14 protein-coding genes and 2 pseudogenes are annotated in these 21,257 nt (G+C 58.0%); all 16 read right to left on the bottom strand.

Going from position 1 to position 21,257, the window contains the following annotated elements; all coding sequences use genetic code 11:
• Positions 1 to 50: 50 nt before the first annotated feature.
• The 16 genes and pseudogenes from GGD65_RS30780 to GGD65_RS30715 all read right to left on the bottom strand — a co-directional run bounded on the left by GGD65_RS30780 (position 51) and on the right by GGD65_RS30715 (position 19,643).
• Positions 51 to 803: an SDR family oxidoreductase gene (locus GGD65_RS30780; protein ID WP_183237696.1), complete on the bottom strand. Its 753-nt coding sequence runs from the start codon at positions 801 to 803 to the stop codon at positions 51 to 53.
• A gap of 16 nt (positions 804 to 819) precedes the next feature.
• The gene (locus GGD65_RS30775) at positions 820 to 2,262 is read right to left on the bottom strand and encodes a UbiA family prenyltransferase (protein ID WP_183237695.1); all 1,443 of its coding nucleotides are present in this window, start codon (positions 2,260 to 2,262) and stop codon (positions 820 to 822) included.
• Between the two features lie 1,020 nt (positions 2,263 to 3,282).
• Positions 3,283 to 4,737 (bottom strand): annotated as a pseudogene (locus GGD65_RS40830) (aspartate aminotransferase family protein).
• Positions 4,734 to 5,756, bottom strand: a complete 1,023-nt coding sequence (locus GGD65_RS30765) for an NAD(P)-dependent oxidoreductase (RefSeq protein WP_183237694.1) — start codon at positions 5,754 to 5,756, stop codon at positions 4,734 to 4,736. Before GGD65_RS30765 ends, GGD65_RS40830 begins: the two are co-directional and overlap by 4 nt.
• Positions 5,753 to 6,190 carry an EamA family transporter gene (locus tag GGD65_RS30760; RefSeq protein ID WP_183237693.1) on the bottom strand — a complete coding sequence of 146 codons (438 nt, stop codon included), beginning with the start codon at positions 6,188 to 6,190 and terminating at the stop codon, positions 5,753 to 5,755. The genes GGD65_RS30765 and GGD65_RS30760 overlap by 4 nt, the downstream gene beginning before the upstream one ends.
• Before the next feature lie 95 nt (positions 6,191 to 6,285).
• Positions 6,286 to 7,632: an FAD-binding oxidoreductase gene (locus tag GGD65_RS30755; RefSeq protein ID WP_183237692.1), complete on the bottom strand. Its 1,347-nt coding sequence runs from the start codon at positions 7,630 to 7,632 to the stop codon at positions 6,286 to 6,288.
• Between the two features lie 1,791 nt (positions 7,633 to 9,423).
• Positions 9,424 to 11,178 carry a hypothetical protein gene (locus GGD65_RS30750; RefSeq protein WP_183237691.1) on the bottom strand — a complete coding sequence of 585 codons (1,755 nt, stop codon included), beginning with the start codon at positions 11,176 to 11,178 and terminating at the stop codon, positions 9,424 to 9,426.
• A gap of 490 nt (positions 11,179 to 11,668) precedes the next feature.
• Positions 11,669 to 12,812: pseudogene (locus GGD65_RS40825) on the bottom strand (IS3 family transposase).
• Positions 12,813 to 13,386: 574 nt separating this feature from the next.
• Positions 13,387 to 14,184 (bottom strand): amino acid ABC transporter ATP-binding protein, encoded by a 798-nt coding sequence (locus GGD65_RS30740; protein ID WP_183237764.1) that lies wholly within the window; start codon positions 14,182 to 14,184, stop codon positions 13,387 to 13,389.
• Positions 14,185 to 14,236: 52 nt separating this feature from the next.
• Positions 14,237 to 14,893, bottom strand: a complete 657-nt coding sequence (locus GGD65_RS30735; RefSeq protein ID WP_183237690.1) for an amino acid ABC transporter permease — start codon at positions 14,891 to 14,893, stop codon at positions 14,237 to 14,239.
• Entirely contained in the window at positions 14,893 to 15,609 is a 717-nt protein-coding gene (locus tag GGD65_RS30730; RefSeq protein WP_183237689.1) for an amino acid ABC transporter permease, read from the bottom strand. Before GGD65_RS30730 ends, GGD65_RS30735 begins: the two co-directional genes overlap by 1 nt.
• A gap of 12 nt (positions 15,610 to 15,621) precedes the next feature.
• Complete coding sequence (ehuB, locus tag GGD65_RS30725) at positions 15,622 to 16,482, bottom strand: ectoine/hydroxyectoine ABC transporter substrate-binding protein EhuB (protein WP_183237688.1); 861 nt, start codon at positions 16,480 to 16,482, stop codon at positions 15,622 to 15,624.
• A 139-nt stretch (positions 16,483 to 16,621) separates the two neighbouring features.
• Complete coding sequence (locus GGD65_RS40820; protein ID WP_283813722.1) at positions 16,622 to 17,107, bottom strand: CoA transferase; 486 nt, start codon at positions 17,105 to 17,107, stop codon at positions 16,622 to 16,624.
• Positions 17,013 to 17,468 carry a CoA transferase gene (locus GGD65_RS40815; RefSeq protein ID WP_283813721.1) on the bottom strand — a complete coding sequence of 152 codons (456 nt, stop codon included), beginning with the start codon at positions 17,466 to 17,468 and terminating at the stop codon, positions 17,013 to 17,015. Before GGD65_RS40815 ends, GGD65_RS40820 begins: the two co-directional genes overlap by 95 nt.
• On the bottom strand, positions 17,461 to 17,973 hold the full coding sequence (locus GGD65_RS40810) for a CoA transferase (RefSeq protein WP_283813720.1): 513 nt from the start codon (positions 17,971 to 17,973) through the stop codon (positions 17,461 to 17,463). The genes GGD65_RS40815 and GGD65_RS40810 overlap by 8 nt, the downstream gene beginning before the upstream one ends.
• Positions 17,974 to 18,347: 374 nt before the next feature.
• The gene (locus GGD65_RS30715) at positions 18,348 to 19,643 is read right to left on the bottom strand and encodes an aminotransferase class I/II-fold pyridoxal phosphate-dependent enzyme (protein ID WP_409362767.1); all 1,296 of its coding nucleotides are present in this window, start codon (positions 19,641 to 19,643) and stop codon (positions 18,348 to 18,350) included.
• Between the last annotated feature and the right edge of the window lie 1,614 nt (positions 19,644 to 21,257).

Below are 21,257 nucleotides of genomic sequence, written 5' to 3'. Positions count from 1 at the left end.
TGGCAACGAGCGATCCTCGTCCCGCGCGGGCCACGTCGTTTCATAGCCTTTTACAACTTAAGCTGCTTGAAAAACCATTCTGGTATCAGGCGGATGATCAGCGTCAAAAAACACCATATGGACCGTACGTAAATCACGTCTTTGCGTCGATCGAGGCCCTTCAGTATGGCTTCCCCCAGCTCGGCGGGAACGGCCGTGAGAACCGGTGGCAGCCTCATGTCGCTGGTCATTCTGGTTCGTATGAACCCAGGCGTGACGGTCATCACGTGAACGTTGCTGCCGTTGATTGCCAGACGATTTCGTAATCCCGAAAGAAAAGCTGCCAACCCTGCTTTTGCGGAACCGTAGACATAATTGGAGCCTCTTCCCCGGATTCCTGCAACAGATGAGATTCCGACAATGGATCCGCCTCCGCGTGCGGCAAATCGTTCTGCAAAGAGGCCGAGGATCAACGACGGGCCCTCATAGTTTGTTCGCATGATCTCTCGAGCATGATCAAGGTCAATTTGGGCGCGCGGTTGCTTACCAAGGAGGCCGACCGCTGACATGACGACGTCCGGAAGATCCGGAAATGCGTCGACAAAGGCTACGAATGACCCCATGTCGAGTACGTCAAATTGGTGGATCGTGACCTGGCTACCCGTGCGAGCCGAAATGTCGGCAGCCTCACGCTGTAGTTCAGGCAACGAGCGTCCTGCGAGGCGCACTGTCCAGCGTCTCCGGGCGAAGGCAAGCGCCGTTGCCCTGGAAACGTCCGACGTGGCGCCCAGGATGAGAACAGCCTTTGCGGGATTTGGTGCCATCGAAAACTTAGCTGCATCAAATGGCGATGATAGCTATCGCAATCATAGATGCGACAGCTATTGCGCTGGTATGGTCCCTCAATGCCCAGACGACTGGGTCGTCGTCCATCAGACGCCTGTGCGCCATCATGAGTGCCCGGCCGATCCAATAGAGAAGAATTGGACAGATAAGCCATAGTGCCTGCGGGTGTCGATACAATATCTGTACATCGGGAGATGTAACATAGAGTGCAAAGATTGTGACCGCGTTCAAGCCAGCTGCAGCAGCCAGAGCCGCAACGACATCAAGATCGCCGATCCTATAGTCGCGGCCTGAACGATCCGGGAGGCCGCGGTCGAGCCTCGTCGCCAGTTCAACATAGCGCTTGATTAGCGCGAGCGACGTGAAAATGAACATTGAGAAGCTGAAAAGCCATTCCGAAACCTGTATTTGGGCGGCCAGGCCACCCGCGAAAATGCGGGTCGTGTAGAGCATTGCGAGCACCAATACGTCCACAAGCATCTTGCGTTTGAGATAAACTGAATAGGCGCTCGTTAGCGCAAAGTAGCAAACCAATACGCCAACAAACCCAGGCGAGATTGTAATTGCCAACGCCAGAGAGAATACGAGCAGCGCCGGGACAGTAAGCAAGCCAGTGCGAGGCTGGAGAAGCCCACTCGCAAAGGGGCGAGCACGCTTGGTCGGGTGCGCACGATCAGACTTAAGATCCAGCAGGTCGTTGATAATGTAAACCGCTGATGCGCAAGAACAAAAAGCCAGAAAGGCGATCACATCCGCAACGAGATCGGCCAAGACCAATTGATGAGAAGCCGCTAAAGGCACAAAAATAAGAAGATTCTTCACATATTGGCGCACCCGAAGACTCTTGAACCACGCCCGTCTACCCGCATTTCCGTCATCCAATGCGACGTAGTTACTTCCTTTTAGAGTAGCGAGCCGACGCTTTAGCGAGTTTGAAAGGCCGACGGCGTAGGCCTTATCTGCAACGTCCCAAACCGGAAAATCTGCGGGGCCGTTGCCGAGGTAATCAAATCCATTCTTACCGAAGGCAGCTGCAAGTAGTTTGGCCTTCAGATCTCCCGACAAATTCGTTTGGTCGTCAGAAGCAAACCAGCCGTCGAAGACGCCCAAGTGATCTGCGATGGCCCTCGCATGTTTCGCGTTCGCTGCGGTAGCGAGGTAAACTCTTCTGCCTTGCGCCTTGGCCGACTGGATTAAATCCGTAACATCCGTGTTGTAAGGGAGGGTGGCGTAATCCAGTTCCGATGATTGCGCAAAATGATGTTTCAAGGCCGCTTTGCCGTTGCTCCGGAGCGCTGCAGATGCGGCGCGGAAGCCAAGAGGCAAGACATTTAGAAACGACTCATATAGCACGTCCGTAAGCAGCAAAGATCCGTCCAGATCTACTACCAGGGGTTTTCCGTACGGAAATTTAGAATCGGCGACTCTAACTGGCATTGCTCGTTAGCTCCTGTCGGGTAACTGTTGGGCAAAATGTGCACCCCAGAGCAGTTCTACTTTTAATCGTCGAACACGAACCATGCGGGACTCTCGCATAGAAGACGGAATCGGCTGGTCGTTTCTTCGGCCGCACGAATGCGATTGTTCGTTAGATCGGCGCAATTCAGCAAACCGCGCGTCAAGCTTGGTCCGGGCATGGTCCGCCCCTCAAGTGTTTACGGCGGCGGCACCTCCGATAAGCTGAAGTCCACCGTCTTGGACCAGATGGGGCAGCGCCGTGCAGGGGCGCGTCACCAGCTTGCCCACAATTCGCCGAGCCAGGCGCTCCGGGCGAAAGCACGTGAAGCGCGCCTGCAGTCCCCTATCCACTTTGATCGGGGAGCAAGGGGGCCCATATGCAGCACCATCCTCCTTTCCAAAGCTATTCCTAATCCCTGAATAATTTCATGCGCGAGCTTGCTTCCCTCTCAAATGACGGAGCGCGTCAGTTTTAATGGAAGCAGAGCATCACGCCTTTCTTGCATCTGCGCGTGCTCGACCTCTTACTTTCTGCTCGTGTCGTAGCAACCGCCATGCCAGAGATCAGGCATGCGGTTAAGCTTCTGATTAGCTGGAGAGCTTTTGGTTCACGACCCGCTGCCGATGTGCTGAACCGGACAGCGATTGTACCCTCGTCAGATGACGGACAAACAATCACTTCGTCTGACGGACTTCGGAGTCACCGGCGAATAATACCCTGAGCATCTAATGCTACGATGATGATCAGTACGACTAAACCGTTATGTCTCAGTCGCGCTTCGGGAACGCGCTCTGGACGACGCTCATCACCTTTGCGGTGTTGGTTACCTGGTCATGCGCTTTGATCCCGTTGAGCAACGCGATCGCCGCAAGGTGATACGAAGACGGCCGAGGCGTCGAGGCGCAGCGGTCGTGGCGTACTGTAATCAATCCTCATGTAACGGCACGGTTCTCTCGGCGTCTATTCCGGCTGCTCCGCCACGCCGCCCTTTTCCATTCTCAGCTGACCTGGCTCTTCACGAAATCCATTACGATGGAGATAATTCCGCGTTCGAGAAGACTGTCGAGTGCATCTATGAAGGCATCGACGTGGTCGCACGTGCAGATCAGCGGTGGCTCGAGACGGATGACATTGCGATTGTATTCGGTGAAGGCCACCAGCAAATCGTAGTCGCACAGTAGCAGCGCCCTACGAAGCCCGAGAGCGAGCCTTTCAGTTTATCGTCGAGCATGCCGATCACCGGCCGCAGCACCGCCGGCAAAGTCTGGCTGAAGTTCTGGAACTCGATGCCGATCATCAGGCCAATGCTACGGACCTCCCAGATGATCTTCGGGTACTTCGTTTGCAACGAGCGCAGCCGGTCGAGCAGGTAGGCGCCGGTCCGGGCGGACTTCTCGATCAAGTTCTCGTCATAAAGGACGTTGATCGCCTCGATTGCGGTAACGCATGCTTCGCCGATGCCTCCAAAGGTTGCCGGCACGTGGATCATAGCAGTCTTCGCGCGCCATAAGCCCTCATGTAGATATCGCGCCTGGCGATCATCGCGGCAATGGCGCTCTTGCCGCCGCCAAGCGACTTCGCAAGCGCCGTGATGTCCGGCACCACGCCGTAGTTCTCGAAGGCATAGAAGCGGCAAGCACGAACCGAAACCGCACTGAACCTCGCCCGCAATCACACCATGCTGGTCGCAGAGTCTACGCAGTTTCTGCCAGTATTCCGCGGATGCCTGGATGATGCCGCCACCTCCTTGAATGGTCTCTAGTACGATCACGCCGATCTCTGGGTCGGACTGAAAGGCGCTCGCCACGGCGCCGATATCACCGAACGGCACGCGAACCGTGTTGTCGCTAAGCCGGAACTCGGCGCGATAGAGCTTGCCGTCTGTAACAGCGAGCGTTCCTTTGGTCTTCCCGTGGAAGGAGTTCTCGGCATAGACAATCTTCGGCCGGGCCGGTCCAATGCGCGCTCCGCGAGCTTCAGCGCAGCTTCCATGGCCTCAGAACCCGAGGAGCCGAAGAACACCATGCCGAGGTCGTCGGCGAGCAAGCAGCGAGATTGTGCGCAAGCACCGCCGCATACTGCGACATATAGGCGATAGCAATCTCGTGCCGCCTCTCGTCTTGGAATTTGTTCCGCGCGGCAAAGATGCGCGGATGGTTGTGGCCGAGCGCCAAAGAGCCGAACCCGCCGAAGAAATCGAGTATTCTCCGACCGTCATGGCCGTAGTAATACATGCCCTCGGCGCGATCGATCTTCACCTTGTGGACGCCGAGCAGCTTCATGAATTGCAGCTGACCAGGATTGATTTGGGTCTTGAAGAGGTCTGTCATCCTCGCGACGGACAGAGCCTTTGCGTCCGCCACCGTCAGCAGGTCCGGCCGCTCGATCGAGGCGAGCGCCACCTCGCTCTCCTCGACCACTGGGCACTCATCGTTCGTCGGAGACTTGGTCATCGGGAAACCTTTATTCGGCCGGAACGTGTTTGGGCGCGCCGACGGCCTCGCCGTTTCTCTCGGCGGTATTCGCTGTAGGCAGCGATCAGCATGTCCTCGTCGCGGTATTGTGGCACCCAGCCCAGGTCCCGTTTACCCTTGGTTACGTCGAGTACACAGATCTCATCGGCGATTAGATACTGCTCGGGCTCCATCAGAGGCATATTGACGAGATCGAGCAGGTCGAGCACGCGCTTCACTGCCCGCGCGGGCGTCGGCAACAGGAATGACTTCGAGCCTGCGTGCTTAATCAGGTCGCGAAGCAGCTTGCGAACCGGTGGCGGGTTAAGCGACCCGAGATTATAGACCTCATTCGGTACGTTCGCTTTCCAAGCGAGCCGCGCGGCTTCCGCGCAGTCGAAGACGGAGATGAATTGGTAGGGATTCTTGCCCGAGCCGATCATCGGCACCGGAAGGTTCCGGTCAATCAGCTTGAACAGCTTCTCCAAGATGCCGAGCCGGCCAGGACCGATGATCAGGCGCGGCCGGAACAGCGAGATGCGCATCCCGCGTGTGCGCCATTCTTCTGCCAGTTCCTCAGTCTTCAATTTCGACAGGCCATATTCGCCGAGGGGCGCGACCGGATGATCCTCGGTCATCGGATAGACGACGGTATGACCGTAGACCATGTCAGTCGTGAAATGGACCAGCCGGGCCGCATCCACCTTCGCCATCGCTGATATAATGTGCTGAGTACCGTTATAGTTCACTGGCCAGAAGAACTCATGCCGCTTGGCGCGCACCTGGATTGGCGACAGCATCTTGGCCGACAAATTGTAGACCATGTCGTCGGATTTCATACCAATCGCCGAGACCGAGTCACGGTCGGTCACGTCGCAGTGCACGAAACGCACCTTGCCGTAATGCGGCAGGTCCCTCTTGTTTATGTCGGCGACGACGACTTCCTCACCGTCAGCCAGCAGTTTCGAAGCCAAGTGGCGACCGACGAAGCCATCCCCGCCGAAGATGATGTGTCTCATGGTGCGAGCTCGTCTGTCTTGACCGTTTCAGGTGTCGGCGCCGTCACCGTGGTCTCGGCATGGCCGACGCCGCTCTGGGCGATCAGCACGGTACCGATGCAGATGAAACCGATGCCAGCGATGCGGAACGCGTTGAGTTCCTCCCGGAACATGAAATAGGCGAACGCCGCCACCGCTACATAGGCCAAGCTGAGGAATGGATAGGCAAATGACACCTCCACCTTCGATAGCACATAGAGGTGCGAGGCCATGGAGATGACGATGGTGAATAGACCAATGAAGATCCAAGGGTTGGATACAATCTGCAGCATCTTCAAAATCGGGTTGACGCCGACGAAGGAGAGCGGTGCGAGCTGCATCACGCCGTGCTTCAGCATCAGCTGCGCGGCGGCGTTCGTCAGGACGGTAAAGAGCACGAAGCCGATATATTTCATGTCTCACTCATCGCCGTACCTTCTTCGACCCCGAACAACCGACGGAGCGATTCAATTTCAGCGAATTCACGGATTGCGTGCCCGCCCGAATTCGTTCACTCAGCCGCGAGTCCGCTGCCTGCCTCCGTCGACAGCCGTATCGCCGTGCGCCTCCAGAAATCAGACAAGAAGGCGGGATCGCGATGCATCTCGAGGTCGCGCCAGGTCGGAAACGAGGCGGCGAAGACCTCCGGTGCCATCCGTGCGTCCTTGTAGGGGTTTACCGCGCCGCCAAATTCGACCGTGATCCGGTCGAGCCGTTCCAACAGCGCGAGCGTGTCGGCTCCGCGGTTGGGAAAATCCAGCGTCAGCGTGTACCCCGACCTTGGGAATGAGATGAGCCCGGGAGAGGCGACGCCGCCGAAACGCTTGAGCACAGTGAGAAACGAGGCGTGGCCGGCCTCTCGCGCCGCGGCGAGCAGAGCTGGAACGGTCTTGCGCGCCTCGCCGTTCGGAAAGACGCTCTGGTGTTGGTAGAGCCCTTTCGGTCCGTAAAGCCGGTTCCAATCGGCTACGCCGTCGAGCGGGAAGAAGAAGCCTTGATAAGCGGTCTTGTGCTTGCCGAGCGCCTTGCTCTTCGTACACCAATAGGCACTGTTGAACAGTTTCAGGAAAGGGCGGTTCAGCAAGCACACCGGCATTCCGAACGGCACACCGAGCCACCTTCGCGCGTCGCTTGCCTTGCGCGCGCCGAATTCGGCATGGTTGCCGGTGATCAACAACCCGCGCCCTTCTCGCCGGCCGATGGCCAGCTGGTCGGTCCAGGCAACAGCATACTCGTTGGCGTCATCGGCCGCCTCTGCGACATCGAAATATTCATCAAACCCGCGGAAAGGCGTGATCTCCTCCTCAATGTCAAGAGACGGCACGCGCATCAGGCGCACGGTAGCCGAGAGGATCAGGCCGGTCAGCCCCATACCGCCAATGGTCGCCACAAAGAGCCGGCACTTCGAACATCGCTTCAGGCGATGGATTCGTCCGTCCGAAGTGAGCAGCGTCAGCGCCTCAACATGACAGCCGAAGGTGCCGCGACGATGATGGTTCTTGCCGTGGATATCGTTGGCGATTGCGCCTCCCAGCGTAACGAACTGCGTTCCAGGGACGACCGCCGGAAAGAAGCCGTGCGGCGCGATGTAGGCGATGATTTCCGATAGCAACACGCCCGCTTCGGCCTCGATCATCCCGGCCACAGGATCGAAGGCAAGGATACGGTTCATCGGCCGCATGTCGACTACCGCCCCCTGCCCGTTGAGGCAGCTGTCACCGTAGCTGCGGCCATTGCCATATCCGAGCAGCGAACCGGCTTCCGCCGTACCAGTCTTCAGCAGCGCAATCGAGGCTCCGGGGTCGAGCACTTTCGGAACGGCCGGATTGATCAGGCCGAAGCTACGACGGGCCGTCATGGCATCATTACCGCAATCACAAGAAGCAGCGCGCCCATGCCGGCGATGGGTTGGTTGGTTGCGCTAGTCGCTGATAATGAAGACGATTGCGTGTATTGGCCAGATGTGGGCCCCATCATAAAGCGTTGTGCTAACATTTCGATATTCTTCCCGCGAGCCTATTGCTGGTCCACGATGCGTTTGTGGAGGACATGAAGCAATATGCGCGCCAAAGCTAAACTCGTTTAGATAGAAGGCAATCGGTCCTGCCGGCTGTGTCACATGTCGGACCTTGGTCGGGCATCAAACAATGCCGAGCGACATTCACCTATGTAGGCTGGGTCGGCGGTCAACGATAAACCAACCTGCCACATCCAAACACGATCTAAGAGCGATGCAGAATGAGCGAGTTCGCGCGGTCACTGACGACTGCTCGGGTGCCGCACCGCTCGTGGGCAAATTTAGAGCGCTCGTCTGCGGGAAGCATTCGGTGATCCAAAAGATGGACGCCAATTGTCACAGCCAGCGAAATGGGTTCGTTTGCGCGAGGTACCCACCGCGGCATCCAGCGATAAAGGCGGGCCTTGCCCCCGTGAAGCACCAGTCCAGTCAAGGGTTTTTCTGCGACCCCGACAAACTGAACCATTTGCGGCTAGAGATTGTCGCAGCCGAATTCCCTCGGGAGGGTCGTATGTGGAAAAAAGCCGAGGGCAGTCTGCACTTGAGCCGACGTTGCTCTCGCAGTATCTCAGCCCTTCGCGCTTCGACTCCGTTTGTTCTCGATACGACTCCGTTCTGCGTTCCCATCGCGCAAGCGTGGAGCAAGACCCAGCTGGAAGAGACGCGGTAATTCTATAGGTGCTAGCTCCCCTTCGGCTGGTAGGAGCGAAGGAAACACAAAGGCCTCGGAGTTCTCGGATGGCCAGAAAACGTTCATCCTGAAGCAAAGTAGGATGGCGTCCTGTTGCAGAGATCCGCAGCAAGGTCGGAATCAGCCGCGCAAGTTGGTCGATGTAGTCCACCGCGAGTGGACGCAGGACCTGCGAGGCGCTGGAGTTTGACAGGTCGTCCTTTCCCGGACCGCCACGACGTTGGCGTCACACCAGCACTTCTGACAACATCTCAAACAAAGTAGCCAGGTCCGACGCACTCCGAAATCATCCGCCGATTCGATATCTTGACACTCACGATCTTCTCTCAGTGAACCGCGCAAATGAGACGCTCGTATGCATAGGCTCTCCAAATCACTTAACGGAACGACCCTGTCGATCACCGATTCACCAATTCTGAACACACCACGTCGCCCTTGACGCAAATTCGACCACGCCCGCCCGATCGCCGCTCTCCCCATAGATGCGATGGTTCGGAGCGTTCTCGCTTGCGCGGTAGCACAAGTATAGAGTCACAGACTACCAAGCTATTGAAAACAGATCGCACATAACAGGTCCTCCGAAGCTCTCGGCGTTGCCAACGGCTCCCCCTTGCTCGCGCGATGCGTGTTGGATCGGCTATACTGCTCGGCAAGTGCCACGTAGTCGTTGCCCGATCAGTACGTCTGTCAAACTCAAGGCTTGCCACTCGGGATCTTTGTACCAGACCAGCATGTGCAGGGAGTAGTTAGCTATATATTCCTTCAACAGATACCCTGGTAGCCGCAGCAGATGATGAAGTCGTTGATGCCATGGTGAAAATAACCTTTGAGGATGTGCCACAGAAGCGGCATTTCGCCGATATCGATCGTGGGCTTAGGCCGAAGGTGCGTTTCCCAAGGCCACCGGCGAGGATTACAGCTTTCACTATTGACCTCCATAATTACCTATGCGGCCGTGCTCGTCTGGCTTCTCGGCAGGATTGCTCAGCCAGCGCGGCGGGGCGTACGGGCTTGAGCAGAAATTGTCTGGCAGCCTTCGGATAATCGTCCTCAAACACTGGGGGGGCGAACGCAGCGGTGGCGACGTATTCCGCTTGCCCGGCTCCAAAGGACGCCATGACACTGGCTTGGTCAAGGTGATACGGCCCCTCCGGCTCGATCAGTAGCCACGCTTTGGCCAGATCGGCGCAGTTCTCAAGTCCGAGCACTTCCACCGCAACAGCGCTACTGCCGCGATATCCTCCAATCAGCCATGGTAGACCGAGCGCCCGGACCTCGAGGACATACAGCAGGCCCGGCGACATGCCCGTGAGATCGACCACCGGGGTACCGACTTCAAGGCCCGCCACACGAGCCTGGGCTTTGGCCGTGGCCAGATAGTCGTGTAAGGACTGCGAGAGCACCAATTTTTTACCACCCGGCATGGACATGACAGCCATATAAGCTCGCTGATCTTTCTCCTGTCGGAACGGCTTGAGGAGGCCACCATTGATGACCGTTGCAGTGAGCAATTGGGTGAACACAGTTAGAGGTAGGAGGATGGCTACGCTGCGTTCCTGTTGCGCAAGAGGGCTCAGGAAAGCAACGAGCGCGAGCATCCAGAACAAGGCGTCCATGGAACCAATGAGCCAGTGATTGAAACTGGAGCCGTGTGCGAACAGGTGCGGCAGGATCAAAAATGTTATCCCTAGAGCGATGCTGGGGCACGTTTGAGTGCGCAGAACCACCCCCTCGCGATAGAACATTACGCCGAGGCACGCGAAGGCTGACACCAGAAACACGGTCGAAGGCTCCACGCTGATCCCGTGGGGGCCCAGCAGCGCAATCGCTATTGTTAGGATCAATACCGCAGCAAGGCCCAGTGATGGGAGCAACTTGTGCGCAGCCCCCATGACAATGCTGAGCAGAAGGGCTGTCGCCATTGCCACAGCGATAGCGAGTTGCGAGCGAGTGGTGACGAACCAGTCGATCCGAAACATGAGAGACAGGTCGTGCCCGGCGCCCAACAGGATTTCCATCTTTGCGCTGTTGACCATACGGGTCACCATCCCGATAACGCCATCTTCGATCAAGTAGGCGGTAACCGTCAATAGAGCGAGGGCGACCAGCGCCGCGCCGAGCAAGGGCAGCATCGCCTTTCGACGGAAAGCGACGACATAGAGTATGACTACGAAAGCAATGGCCGAAGCGGTCGTCGGCCTTGCCATGAAGCAGCACCAGCCGCCAACGCCGACCTGGATTGCCCCCAAGACCTGACGCATGCGACCTGGGCGATCGGCTAGCAGCAGGCCTATCATCACCATCAAGAGCGATTGAAAGGCCAGTGCATAGTAGCTGGGCTTAAGCAGCCACACATGGCATAATGCTAGACTGGCGATCCCTGCAGATAGCACCGCGGCATGCGGCAAGCCTACTGTCCAGAGGCGCCGGATCACAAGGAAGCTAAGAATCCAGCCCAGCCCGATCGTGAGTGTGACGTTCGCCATGCGAAGCACCGCGATGTCGCCATCGACCCACTGATATGGCCAATGATAAACAAAGCCGAAAAGAGTCGGCGGAATATTGATTGCGTAGGGTAAAGGATTCGCGATGAAGTTGAGGTAGAATCCTTCGTCGGACAGATTGAGACCGTAACTGCTGTAGTATAGTAGGCAAGCGATAAGGATCGCCGTGGTCGCGGCGGACAGAGCCAGCAAGATCCGATCTATCAACACTGATAAGGTCCTGCCGTTGGCGGAGGAGTTATCCCTTAGCATAGGTGCCTTCCCTGCGTGCCTCAGAGAGGCCCGTACCAGCATTGAGGAGGCTTCTAACTGACCTGCGTCCTGCAATCTCCTCCTCAAGTTGGTAGTTGGAGCGGGACCGACATGACGCCGAGTGAGTTCGAATAGCAGGTCTATCGGGAAGTTGCGGAGGAGGACACTGGCGCGAAGACAGCCGGCGTGTGCGAACCGGGAATCAGCAGCGTAAGCCGAAAGCAAGCTAGACGAATCAGATCCGAAGCGACCCGCTAGGCGTGAGTCCGTCTCTCACTCTGTCGCCTCTGAGGTGGATATGCTCAAGTAGCCGATCAGGATGCCTGTTTCGATGCTACCCCTGCCCGATGCATTCCGCAGCTACTAGTCACGTGAACCTAAAGGTCGCCACGTAAAGTATGATGGGCTTTGCTGACCTTGCCCCCAAGTTTTATCCATTCCTGAGTTCGCCCCGGTCGTTGGATTTGCCCATTTGGGCGGTGGTAGCGACGGGAGCTGGCGCGGAGCCCTCATAGCGCAGCGCCAGATCCCGGCGCGGGTGATAAGAACTCGGACGGGGTTTTCCATCCGAGCTGCGAGTGTGGGCGTGTGTCGTTGTAATCGGCCCGCCAGCATCCGAGAGCCATGCGAACCTAGGCCAGAGACGTGAACAACGTCTGTTCAGGAGTTCGTCCCTCAAGCGCCCATTGAAGCTCTCGATGAAGGCGTTCTGCATAGGTTTGCCCGGCGCGATGTAGTGCCATTCGACGCCGCTGTGATCCGCCCATGTCAGAATCGCGTTGCTGGTGAGTTCGCTGCCGTTGTCGCTGACCACCATCTTCGGCTTGCCGCGCTCGATCGTCAGCCGGTCCAGTTCCGCGCCACGCGAATGCCGGAGAGCGAGGTGTCGGCCACCAGGGCCAGGCACTCGCGGGTACAATCATCGATGACGGTCAGGATGCGGAAGCGGCGGCCGCAGGTCAGCTGATCCGACACAAAGTCGAGCGACCACCTGTCGTTCGGCGTTATCGGAACCAGCATCGGCGCCCTGGTCCCGATCGCTCGCTTGCGGCCGCCACGGCGGCGTACCGTCAGCTTCTCTTCCCGATAGAGCCGGAAGAGTCTCTTGTGGTTGATCAGATAGCCCTCCCGCTTGAGCAGAACATGCAGCCGCCGATAGCCGAAGCGGCGGCGTTCATGGGCAATCGCCTTCATGCGCTGGCGAATGCTGGCATCGTCAGCCCGGGTCGTCCGGTATCTCATCATCATGCGGCAGCAGCCGATGGCTTTACACTCCCGCCGTTCGCTCATCCCGAATGCCTCTCGCAGATGGACGACAGCTTTCCGTTTCCCGGCGGGCGTCACCACTTCTTTCCCAGGAGGTCTTTCAGCGCCGCGTTGTCCTGCATGGCGTCGGCCAGGAGCCGCTTCAGCTTCGTGTTCTCGTCCTCCAGCGTCCTCAGCCGCTTGGCCTCGGAGACATCCATCCCGCCGAACTTGGCCTTCCATTTGTAGATGCTGGCGTCGCTGACGCCATACTTGCGGCACAGATCGACGACCTGACTGCGAACACCGCGGTGCCAAGCTACAATCACAACGTGTTCTAAAGGGCTACCGCAAGTAGCGACAGGGACATAGTCAGTTGATCTCCATCGACGAAAAACATAGTCGGCCTATTGCGCCACGCGCACTATTGCAAAGGTCCAGAGCATGGCGTCCAGGAGGCAACATCGCAAACCCGACTGGCACGCCTTGTGCCAGAATAGCTGCAATCCGGTGGCACTCGTCCTCGGCAAGCCACATTCCCCGGGCTGATGAGAAATGGCTGTCAAGCCAGGCGGATCGACGTGTCATGGAAGCGATTGGTGACCAGTACTCGTGGCTTACAGCAGCAGCAGCTGAGCCCGGCGGCGTTCAGATGAACGCTGAAGGGCATAGCGATCGCGTCAATCCAGGAGACTGAAAGACGCAGCTCGTGTGTTCAAGGGAAGACCCGCGCATGGGTTAATCCGGCCTCGGGCTTTGACGCAGCGTCGGCAGGGTCCCCCATGTCTTCGACGAGCCGTTCTGAGGTGTCCGCGGCCCTCGGAATGACCAGAACACACGCCGGCCCTGCCTTTTGCACGAGCTCGGATGAGGTTAGAAAGGATTAGCGTGAATTTGGTCAGCCTAGTGACTCAGAAGGGAGTGGAGCAATGCGCGTGTGCGCTCGGACTTGGGATTGGTGAAGATCTTGTCGGGCGGACCCTGCTCGATAATGCGGCCGGCGTCGAACACCGCGATGCAGTCCGAGATGTCGCGTGCGAAACGCATCTCGTGTGTGACGATCAAGAGCGTCACCTTCATCTCATCTGCGATACCTCGTACCACGTCGAGAACTTCTCCGGCGAGCTCAGGGTCGAGAGCTGAGGTGATTTCGTCAAGCAGGAGTATCTCAGGCTTCAAGATCAGCGCTCGCGCGATCGCGATGCGCTGCTGCTGACCTCCAGAAAGCTGGGCGGGATACGCACGCACTTTGCTTTCCAGCCCCACCATCCGAAGATGTTCGAGCGCGCTCTTCTCAGCTTGCTCCCTGGACTGCCTCAATACGGTTGTTGGCGCAAGAACCAGGTTCTGCAGTACCGTCAGATGCGGAAACAGATTGAATTGCTGGAACACCATGCCGCACCGGCGGCGTGTTCGTGCCTCTTGCGCGCGCGAGAGCGGCTTGCCGGTCGCATCGAACTGGATGCTTTCGCCGAAAACCCGGATATAGCCGCGGCTCTGCTTCTCGAGACCCATCGCTAGACGCAGCACAGTCGTCTTTCCGGAACCACTCGGGCCGATCAGCGAGACCTTTTCACCAGGTCGCACCTGCAAGTCGAGATCAACCAGCACGCAGTGAGCGCCGAAGGATTTCGATACCTTTTCGAATTCGATCGCCCAAACGGCCTGTTGCGATTTGGGCGCGCATGCATTTGCCTCCATTGCGTTTGAGGCTATGGAACCGGAGCGCAGGAAGGGTCCTGGGTGGGTAAGTTCAATGCCTCTCGACATGCTTTTCCTTGAAGCGGGAAAGGAGATGGAGGAACGGCAAATTCAGGACCATATAGATCAGCCCCGCTAAAGTAATGGGCTCAAGGTAACGGAAGTACTCGTAGCCAACCATCCTAGCCTCGCTCATCAGTACCGGCACTCCAATCGCAAAGAGCACTGCCGTCTCGCGGAACATACCGAGTCCGTAGTTGATAAGCGCGGGGATAGACCTTTTGATCATTAATGGAACAAGGACGCTCCGCCATGTAACATACGGGGTCAGATTGAGAGCCACGCATGCGTCGCGCAGTTCGGACGGGATCGTTAGCAGGCCGCCTCGGTAAACCTCCGAGCAATACGCAGCGTAGACAATTCCTAATACGCCGATGCCGATGGGTAGCGCCGGAAGGACAATTCCCAGTTCGGGTAGGATATAGAAGGCAAAATACAGCAGAACAAGAGTCGGCACGCCCCGGACGAGTTCGAGCCAGAACCGCACGAAAGACCGCCCGAACCTGGTACTCACGCTCTCCAAGATCGCAATAGATAGCCCGCCTGTAAACGCAATGGCGGAGCCCACGAGCGTTATCACGATAGTGTACCAAACGCCCGTCATGAGATGCGGCAGGATCATGAGGACAAAGTTCCAATCCCACGTCATCACGCCCTCCTCGCGAGCCCTTTCGACTTGGGCCCGATCTGCACCGTCACGCGCGCGACTCGCGACACACGGTTCAGCGGGAGGACCTGCTCGAGTGCACGAAAAGCGGCGCCGCAAAGAACGGTTAGAATCCAGTAAAGAACCGCGAGCAGGCAATAAACAGCGACAGTCTCGTAGGTTTGGCTGCGAATGTAATTCCCAACATAGAGCACGTCCTGGACGCCGATGAAACTCACAATCGTCGTCCACTTGACCATGCCTCTCGCCTGGCTTCCGAAAGCGGGCACGATCTGCGAGAGTGCCTGTGGCAGAACTACCTTGCTGAAGCCCTGAAGTTTGCTCAGCCCGAGCGCATGGCACGCGTCCGTTTGCCCGCGATGCACGGCGTCAATGCTAGCACTGACGATTTCGGCACCGTACGCAGCTCCATCGAGCGCCAGCACGGTGATCGCCGCCGTGAGGGGGCTCAAATGAGGCATTCCCGACAGCAGCGGCAGCGCGTAGAACACCCAGAACAGGAGAACCACAGCCGAGGGCGCGCGAATGAATTCGATGAAGAGCCTTGATACCACGCGGACCGCTCGCATCTCGGAGCGCCCTAGCGCGCCCAAAACGATTGCGCCGAGTGCCGCGCCAAAAATGATGCATATCCCTACGCACACGGTGACCCAAAAGCCCTGCGCGAGGACAGGCCAGTACTCCAACACCGCCTTCACTGCACTTGCTCCTCATTCACAGTCCGGCACGATATCACTCGCCTTAGTGAACTTGGCGAGTAGCTCGGCTTCTCTATCACCGTCCCCGATCCCGTACTTTTCGTAAAGCTTCTGGATGGTGCCGCTTCTGATTAGCGCGCTGAGCTCCTTGTTAAAGGCATCGCGGAAATGGACGTCTTCCTTGCGGAAGGCCGCGCCCGATCCATCCACTGGCGATTGGTGATCGACGACCAGCTCGAGACCTTTCTGCCGTGGATTGGGGATACTGAATTCGCCAACTATAAACGCGTCGGCCCGGCTCGCGATGACCGACGCTGCGCCGGCCTGAATATCAGGGACGATCATGATTTGCTCCGGTTTAACCCCCTGCTTCTGCGCGTAGGTCAACTGGGCTGACGTTGCAATCGCGGACAGCTTGATCTCGGGCCGATACGCGACCTCCGCAACACTCCTTAGGTGCTTCGGATTTCCAGGCGGGAGATACAGCCCGGTCTGAGCTGCGTAAAAGGGAGTCGAAAACAGAACTGCTTTGCAGCGGGATTCCGTGATGCTTAGGCCAGCGCCAACAAAATCGAACTGATGGGCTTGCAGCCCGGGGATCATGGCATCCCATTGCGTGAACGATGGAGTAAGCGGTGGTAGGTCCATGCGTTTGAGCACCATGCTCTGCAGATCAATCCCAGCACCCTTCGCCTCTCCGGTCGGCGACACAAACTGGTAAGGGGGATTCGAAGCCAGCGCTACCTTGACCTCACCGGCTTTGCGCATCGAGGCCAGAACAGGATCCTCTGCTTTTGCGAACGACAGAAACGAGCAACCGACCACCGCGAGTAGCATTCCAAGCAGTGCGACTTTCAGATCAACGAAATGCATGTGTGCCCCTTGAACTTGTCACGATTCTATGAATCCCTGAGTGGATACCCGCCAACAGTGCAATCCTGTTTTCCGAGCGATTGAGTACTAAGAAGACTCTGTCACGTCATTAAATGGCGGTGTCTATGATCCCCTTACCCTATTTGTTGTTTGCTTTTGCGATCTCGTCTTCGCAAAGCATCGCAGTACCGATCATTCCATCCTTGACCAGTCGCGCGATCTCGGCGTCAGAGAGGCCGAGAAGCCCGGACAGTATTTCCTCGTTGTGCTGTCCGAGCGTAGGGACCGCCGTGCGGATCGCATAGGGCTCAGCTTGTTCCCTTATTGGAATCGAGGGCTGTAGATGCAAGCCTATGAAAGCGCGATTGACCTCTTGCAGAAATGCGCGCGACCTGAGATGCGAATCCCCGAGCATGTCAATTGGCCGCCGGGCCACGCCGGCAGCAACGTTCACTACCTGCAACTCGGACATGGCGTCCTCCGCATCTCGGGCGAGCGTCCAAGCGCCGATGTCCGTCTCGATGACGTCCTCAATGACACGGCGAGCTTCCGCAGATTTCAGGGATACGTCCTTCCAGTCCGGCCTGCCAATAAGCAGGGCCAAGCCTCTGCCACGTGTCCGCATCGGTCGCGGCAATAACGATCCGATTGTCCTCACCCGCACACCGAAAGCAGCCGTGCGGCACGAACTGAGGGTGTCGATTTCCGTATCTTGCCGGCGTCACACCGAACGACTGGAGTGTGATCCACGGCACCGCGAGCGGCATCATGCATTCGATCTGCGCCAGATCAATAAATTGTGCTTGCCCGGTATTGCGGGCGTGAATTAATGCGACCAGAACTGCAGCGCAACCGTTCAACCCGCCAACGGGATCCCCAAGCGCAGTGAGGCTCATCACAGGCGGCCCATCGGGTTTTCCGATCACAGTGGGAAATCCCGATCCCTGCTCGAGAGTCGAGCCGTAGGCGCGGCAATCCCTATACATGCTGTTCGCACCAAACGCTGACTGAAAATCGGGTGCGTGCAGCGGCGGGTCCGACGAGCTTGATCAGGCCTGCGAGAGCGCGGACGGTCGACTCGGTTCCCGCGAATGCCGCGTTGGGCCCCTCGCGACCGAACCAGCTTGCTCCGAGGTAGATCAAGTCAGAGCGCCGCGCGCGCACCGCGGCGATATCACTGGACGGGCAATCCGCTGAATCGACATCGCGCCCATCGAGCACAACTTCGCAATCATCGATCAGCGCGATCAGACGTTCGATCGCGCCGGGCGCGGTAGCATCAATTATCAGGCTTGATTTGTTGAAATTGAGGAAGGCAAACCAGGCACTCTGCTCGTTGGGCGTAGTTGGCGCGCTGCGGCGAAGTGGATCGCCTAACGGCGGCTCGACCTTCTGGACATCGGCGCCGAAATCCGCAAACAGTCGCGGGCAATAGCTGGTTGCGGCCGAGCTACCGATTTCGACGACTCGTAGATGCGATAACACTCCCATCAGGGACTCCACTTTCCTATCAGAATGATTGTCTGACTTTCCTCGGCTGTGCGTTCGGACCTACGGAGCCACCACGAGCACGGCACTCCTTGATCGATCAATTGCGTTTCGCGGCTCGCCGGGCATACTGGAAGCAAACGCGGTCCGCGTCGCCCTGTGAGACACTGACAATCAACATTTCAGGCGGGCATGGCTGCGCTCTGTCAGATGTTCGTTCTCGCGGCGCGTCCCGCTGACGACAATGGCCAAGGATGCCGGTATGTCGTCGAAGTGGACCAGGAGTCTCGCGGTTTACGAGCGTTCACGCCTCCGATTGCTAATTGTAGCGTTGTCGACCGGCAGGTCCATCAAGTTTATCCATCGAATCCTCGCACTCACGTCAGAGTAGGGCCCACTCCGTTCGCAGTCGTGTCGTTGAGTTCTTCCAAGATGCAGTCGCACAGCCGCTCTACGTCGCCGGGCTCATGATCGGCGGTGATGCACACCCGAATCCCTGCCCTACCCTGTGCGACCGTCGGAAAGAACGTGACGGAAGTATAGAACCCGAGATCGAGGAGCTGTCTTGCAATCGCAATCGCCCTGACCTCCGATCCGATGTAGATCATTCGGATCGGAAGTGAACTACGTTGCTCGGCGGTTGCGACACGACGATCAAAGATCTCGATCCGTTGCGCCAGCCGCCTTCGCCGCTCGTCGAGTTCTGCCGACCGGTGAATCTTGCAGGAGCCGAGGGCCGCGCCAACGGCCGCAAGATTGGGGGCCACCGAAAATGCATAGGGAATGGAGTAGCGCCGAAAGAGAGACTCGTGATCGGCCGTTCCGAGCATCAATATGCCGCCTGACGCGCCGAATCCTTTTGCGAGCGAGGCTGCTATGATCGTGCGGTCGCTGAGCACCTGCGGAAAGTGAGAGCGAGCAAATCCTTCGCCCTGGCGTCCGAACAGAGATATCCCGTGAGCGTCGTCGATATATAGAAAGAGCCCGTACCTTTCTTGGAGCTGACGCAGTTCCTCCACGGGCGCACTCCCCCCCATGGAATAAACACCGTCGCATACATAGGCCACCACCGGATGTTCGCGGCACAAGCGTTCGAGGGCCTCGATGTCGTTGTGTTCAATCGTTTCCACCCGCGTTTCATCAGCGACCACCGGCTTGTGATAGGCGAGCGATACGTGCGCAATGCGGTCAAACACCACGACCGGCTTTCTTCCGCCCGTCAATTGGCCGGAAGCGAGGAGAGGCATCGCGCCTAGGTTGGCGAGCATGACAGTGGAAAATGCGAGCACGCGTGCACAGAACATCTCCGACAGGGTTTCTTCGAGCTCTGCCAGGAGATCGAAATTGAGTCGCGTTCGTGCACATGACCAGTGCAATGACAGGTGTGCCTTGATTGCGTCGATTGCGCCCGTGATGATCACGGGGTGATTGTCCAGGCCTAGGTAGGAGCATCGCACGAAATCGATGATCCGTGATCGATTCTCGAGCGGGCCGGGGCCCTGGGCAAACGTCCGCCCCGTCGTGGAACGTCCTTGGATGCCCATGAGACCAGCAGCGTAAGCTTCATCAAAATACGACCTGCTCTTGTGGACGACGTAAGCGGTGTTCCGATAGTGTCCAGTTGGACAGCTACCATCGGAGAGAGCGCCCCGCTGTTGCATTTCATTCTCCATTTTTATCTGGCAACAATACACACCCTACCGCTTAGATGAGCTGGCACGAAAGCGCGGCTCGACAACATTGAGCCTGTACATCTGTGGCCGCTTGATCCGCTTCCCGTCGACGACTAAACTATTGGTTCTCCTTTGGGCAGCTACCAAATTAAATAGTGCCCGGTGTTTAGTCTTCCACATGGGCCGGATTGAGCACATTGGGCGGATTGAGCCCGGAGTTCCCGACCAATTCTCCACTGGACGCCCGCTATGGAACCTGGCCTACGATAGCGCAGAGAGGGCGGTGCGGCGTACGCATCAGCACATCAAGTGGGGCCCGTGGCAGGGAAACTTCCTTTTCGGCATCGGTCGACGACATGGGCACATGCTTTAGTCACGACAGCGTTTGGCGGCGGCTTTCCTTTCGATCAGCTACAAGGCTAAGCGGCATCCTGGCCCATGGCATCCTGGTCCTTGTCCGCGGTCTCCAGGCGGACAATGGTCCAACCGGATCCCAACGCAGCGCGACAGAGGACACCCTCAAACCCATCAGATATCCCGTGAGGATGGTATTTCCGTCCGATCGGACGAGATCGCGCTCGCGAACTTCCGGTGGCTGAAGCAGCATTGGCCGCCCAAAGCCCCGGCCTAATGATATGTGGCACGAACGAAGAACTGGTGCACCTCTTCAAGGAGCGGAACGTCGCGCCGTTGGCGCGGACACGACCGTGGATGAAGCGACGTTGGTGGATGATGCCTCTAACAGGAAGGTTTGGGGGTTCACGTCAAACTGGCAGATGTCGCTGACCTGGAGTTCGCCTGCAGTCGCTGCCCACGAACATGGATCGGCTCTCTGTTTCGTTCTAACTGCTGCGACAAATGCTATGCTACGCGTGCTCTTACCGGTCCAAAGTGGCGAACATTGAGCTTGCGACTTGCGGTCCTGTGCAGCGGCGAACGGGGCAGTTAGGGGCCCGTCGTCTGCTCAGGACAAGGTTTGCTCTCGCAGCGCGCAGGTCCGATCACCCACGCCTACGGCGGCGTAGTCTGTCCTTCATACGCCGATTGGCCGTTAGTGCTTGAGCCATGCCCTCTAGAGGTCCGCGCCCACGATGGATTGCAAACTCGGTGTAGAGGTTGTTCAGCATTCCATCCCCCTCCGCTGTTCGCCCTTGCCTCGACACGAGTAGGCTCGGATGAACGTAGTCGCACACACGGCAAACCGAATGCACCCCAAACGTGAGCTGCACGTCGCACGCAAGCTCGCGTGGGCACAGATATTACTGCCGCCGACTCAGGAGCGAGTGATGCCGACCTCACCCGCAGCGTCGGCATCGGCGGGTCCACCGCATATCGCATCAAAACGACACTTTGCCCTGAGCAACCTGAGAGGCGGCTCTCAGGAAGGAGCCGCGGCCTGCCCTCATGGAGGACCTGCTCGATCTCTATGCTGACTCGCCCGATCCGAGCGGCCGATAATCTGCTGCGACGAGGGCCTGATCCAGCTCTTCGGCGAAGCGGGCCAGCAGATCCGCGGCACGCCGGGTCAGATCGAGCGCTCCGATCGCGAGTATCGGCGCAATGGCTCCGCAACCCATTCGTCTTCCCCGAAGCGCATGCTATGGCACAGGGTGA

This window comes from Bradyrhizobium sp. CIR18 (assembly GCF_014198295.1).
Taxonomy (GTDB): Bacteria; Pseudomonadota; Alphaproteobacteria; order Rhizobiales; family Xanthobacteraceae; genus Bradyrhizobium.
This window is presented reverse-complemented; position numbering and strand designations above follow the sequence as displayed.

Excerpts from the sequence above, each read along its gene's own strand:
- GGD65_RS30775 (WP_183237695.1), bottom strand. The coding sequence starts at position 2,262 with ATGCCAGTTAGAGTCGCCGATTCTAAATTTCCGTACGGAAAACCCCTG.
- GGD65_RS30780 (WP_183237696.1), bottom strand. The coding sequence starts at position 803 with ATGGCACCAAATCCCGCAAAGGCTGTTCTCATCCTGGGCGCCACGTCG.
- GGD65_RS30765 (WP_183237694.1), bottom strand. The coding sequence starts at position 5,756 with ATGAGACACATCATCTTCGGCGGGGATGGCTTCGTCGGTCGCCACTTG.
- GGD65_RS30740 (WP_183237764.1), bottom strand. The coding sequence starts at position 14,184 with ATGGAGGCAAATGCATGCGCGCCCAAATCGCAACAGGCCGTTTGGGCG.
- GGD65_RS30715 (WP_409362767.1), bottom strand. The coding sequence starts at position 19,643 with ATGGAGAATGAAATGCAACAGCGGGGCGCTCTCTCCGATGGTAGCTGT.
- GGD65_RS30735 (WP_183237690.1), bottom strand. The coding sequence starts at position 14,893 with ATGACGTGGGATTGGAACTTTGTCCTCATGATCCTGCCGCATCTCATG.
- GGD65_RS40815 (WP_283813721.1), bottom strand. The coding sequence starts at position 17,468 with ATGTATAGGGATTGCCGCGCCTACGGCTCGACTCTCGAGCAGGGATCG.
- GGD65_RS30755 (WP_183237692.1), bottom strand. The coding sequence starts at position 7,632 with ATGACGGCCCGTCGTAGCTTCGGCCTGATCAATCCGGCCGTTCCGAAA.
- GGD65_RS30760 (WP_183237693.1), bottom strand. The coding sequence starts at position 6,190 with ATGAAATATATCGGCTTCGTGCTCTTTACCGTCCTGACGAACGCCGCC.
- GGD65_RS40810 (WP_283813720.1), bottom strand. The coding sequence starts at position 17,973 with ATGGGAGTGTTATCGCATCTACGAGTCGTCGAAATCGGTAGCTCGGCC.
- GGD65_RS40820 (WP_283813722.1), bottom strand. The coding sequence starts at position 17,107 with ATGCGGACACGTGGCAGAGGCTTGGCCCTGCTTATTGGCAGGCCGGAC.
- ehuB (WP_183237688.1), bottom strand. The coding sequence starts at position 16,482 with ATGCATTTCGTTGATCTGAAAGTCGCACTGCTTGGAATGCTACTCGCG.